This is a genomic window from Streptomyces sp. NPDC055078 (genome assembly GCF_053607985.1).
In genome coordinates this window covers 1-2,644 of record NZ_JBSGUP010000898.1, presented here as the reverse complement: position 1 = coordinate 2,644, position 2,644 = coordinate 1, and the positions used below count along the sequence as shown (strand labels likewise).

Genomic DNA, 2,644 nt, shown 5'->3' with positions numbered 1-2,644 from the left:
CGGCGGCGACAGGGCCAGGGACGCGCCGCCGGGGGCCTTCGGTATCAGGAGGGGGTCAGCAGGCTCCGAGGTCCTGCCACACTCCCCATTCACCGGTGGTTCCGGGCTCCTCGCCCTTCGTCCACCACTTGGACTTCCAGTTGTGGCCCTTGTGGGACACGGTCACGCCACCGCCGTACTCACTGGTGGTCTTCCACGGGTCGGCTGTGCAGGTACCGCCGCTGGTCGTGCCGCTGGTTGTACCGCTCGTGGTACCGCTGGTCGTGCCGCTCGTGGTACCGCTGGTGGTGCCACTGGTCGTGCCGCTCGTGGTACCGCTGGTGGTGCCGCTCGTCGTCCCGGCCGTGGTGCCGCCGTCGCCCGGCTCGACCACGGTCGCGCCGCGCGCCAGGTCACTGGCGATCGCGTACGTCTTGCTGCCGATCTTCACCGTCCAGTTGGACGGGGTCGACACCGGCAGGTAGTACACGAAGTCCAGCTCGACGGAGGCGCCCGGGGCCACGGTCTGCCACGCGGGCAGCTTCAGGGACACCCGGTTGAAGTCGCCCTTCAGCCCACCGATGTTGTTGCCGGAGTGATCGCTGCGGATGATCGACGTCCCGAAGCCGGACTGGTCCTTGGCGTTGGCGGGCGCGGAGGTTCCGTAGTCGAACTGGAACTCCGTGCCGCCGGGCAGGGCCGTCTTCGTGTTGTTGGTGATCTTCAGCTTGGGGCTGATCGGGTAGTTGCTGTCGCCGAGCGCGAACTGACCGAACTCGACGTTCACATTGACGGCCTCGGTCGGCATCGCGATGTTCGACTTCTTCGCGCCGTAGGGGGCGGCGGCCTTGAACTTGTCGTACATCAGCGTGGTGAGGGTCTCACCGGGCTCGTACTGGCCCTTGGCCGCGTTGAGGGCGTAGTCGCCCGCCAGCTCCCAGATCATCGTGCCGCCGATGCCCTTGTTCACGACATAGTCGGCCTTGGCGGTGATGGACTGCTCGTCCTCGGTGGAGAGGTAGACCTTCTTCTCGGCGTTCCACAGCCACGGGGCGACCAGAGTGGAGTCGTACTTACGGGCGTAGGTGCCGGTCAGCTTGGTGTCCGCGGGGAAGCCGTACTTGGAGACGTAGTCGCCGACGACGCCCTTCTCCAGGTTCTTGGCGTGCCACATCGGGTTGGAGCCGGCCGGGGACTCCTTGCCCGCGGTGTCCTTCTCGGACCAGATGTTGTCGATGCCGACGGCGCCGTCACCGCACTTGGTCAGATTGGACCCGGCGGGACACGTGGTGGCCGGGGCCTTGCCCCCCAGTCCGTCCGTGCCGCCCTGCACGTTCTTGAAGCCGCGGGTGTAGTACGGCAGACCGACGTTGATACGGCCCGCGGGCATCGAGCCGCGGAAGTAGTGGTAGGCCCAGTCGGCGTTGAGATAACCGATGCCCCCGTACTGGGACGTGGTGTACACGCCCGCCGCGGCCAGTTCGCCGTCCTTGCCGTCGTCGTACAGCGCGGCGTTCGGGCCCACGAACTCGTTCCAGGCACCGTGCAGGTCGTACGACATGATGTTGACGTAGTCCAGGTACTTCTGGACCTGGAACGTCTCCATCCCGCGCAGCAGATACCCCGACGACGGGGCCGCCACGGTCAGCATGTAGTGCTTGCCGTCCGCCGCGCCCGCGCGGTCGAGCTTCTCGCGCAGGGTCTTCATCAGCACGGAGTACGCCTTGGCGAGGCCCGCGCGCTTGCCGTTGGCGAGCGCGTGGTCCGCGGGGTGACCCGCGTCCTTCATCGAGGTCGGGTACTCGTAGTCGATGTCCACGCCGTTGAAGCCGTACTTCTTGATGAAGTCGACCGCGGAGTCGGCGAAGGTGTTGATCCCGGCGGTGTTCACCGAACCGTCGGCGTTCGTCGACATCGAGTAGAAGCCACCGGAGTCGATCCGGCCGCCGTTGTCCGTGAGGATGCCGCCGGTCTCCGCCCAGCCGCCGACCGAGATCAGCGTCTTCACGTTCGGGTTGGCCTTCTTGTACTTGTTGAGCAGATTGAAATGGCCCTTGTACGGCAGCGACGGGTCCATCTCGGCGCCCGTCACGCCGGGCCAGGTCATCCCGGTGGCGGCGTTGTTGGGGCCGTCCGCGCCGACCGAGACCTTGTTCGCCTGGTCGACGTGCGCGAACGCGTAGTTGATGTGGGTGATCTTCTTCCACGGAATGTCGGAGGCGAGGTAGGCGGGGGTGCCGTCCTTGCCGGTGCGCCAGCCCGTGAAGTATCCGATGATGCGGCGCTGGTGGTCCGCGCCCATCTTCTCGCGCCCGTCGGCGTCGTAGACGGAGCAGTACGGAACATCGACGCCGGGCGTCGAGTAGAGGCCGTCGGGCCGGCACGCCTCCTGGGAGGCGGCCTGCGACACGCCGGAGGTGAGCGAGAGCGAACTCGCCACCACGGCGACGGCCGCCGCCGCGCCGACTGCGAGCAGCGACGCTCTCTTGCGGGTGAGGGACAGCACGGTCTGATCCTCCTGTGTGGGGGGCCCGGCGGCCGGTGAAGGGCGCCGGGGTGTTTCGGCCTCGCTCAACTGATGTGGGGGTGGAGCGGGTTGATGCCCGGGGCGTGCGCACGCCGGGGGCGTTTCACAGATGTGAGCAGAGATTAAAAGGACTAGACC

1 protein-coding gene is annotated in these 2,644 nt (G+C 67.1%); it reads right to left on the bottom strand.

Features of this window, described 5'->3' with window-relative positions; all coding sequences use genetic code 11:
* Positions 1–55 precede the first annotated feature (55 nt).
* Complete coding sequence (locus ACWF94_RS38335) at positions 56–2,485, bottom strand: chitinase C-terminal domain-containing protein (protein ID WP_453499561.1); 2,430 nt, start codon at positions 2,483–2,485, stop codon at positions 56–58.
* Positions 2,486–2,644: the final 159 nt, after the last annotated feature.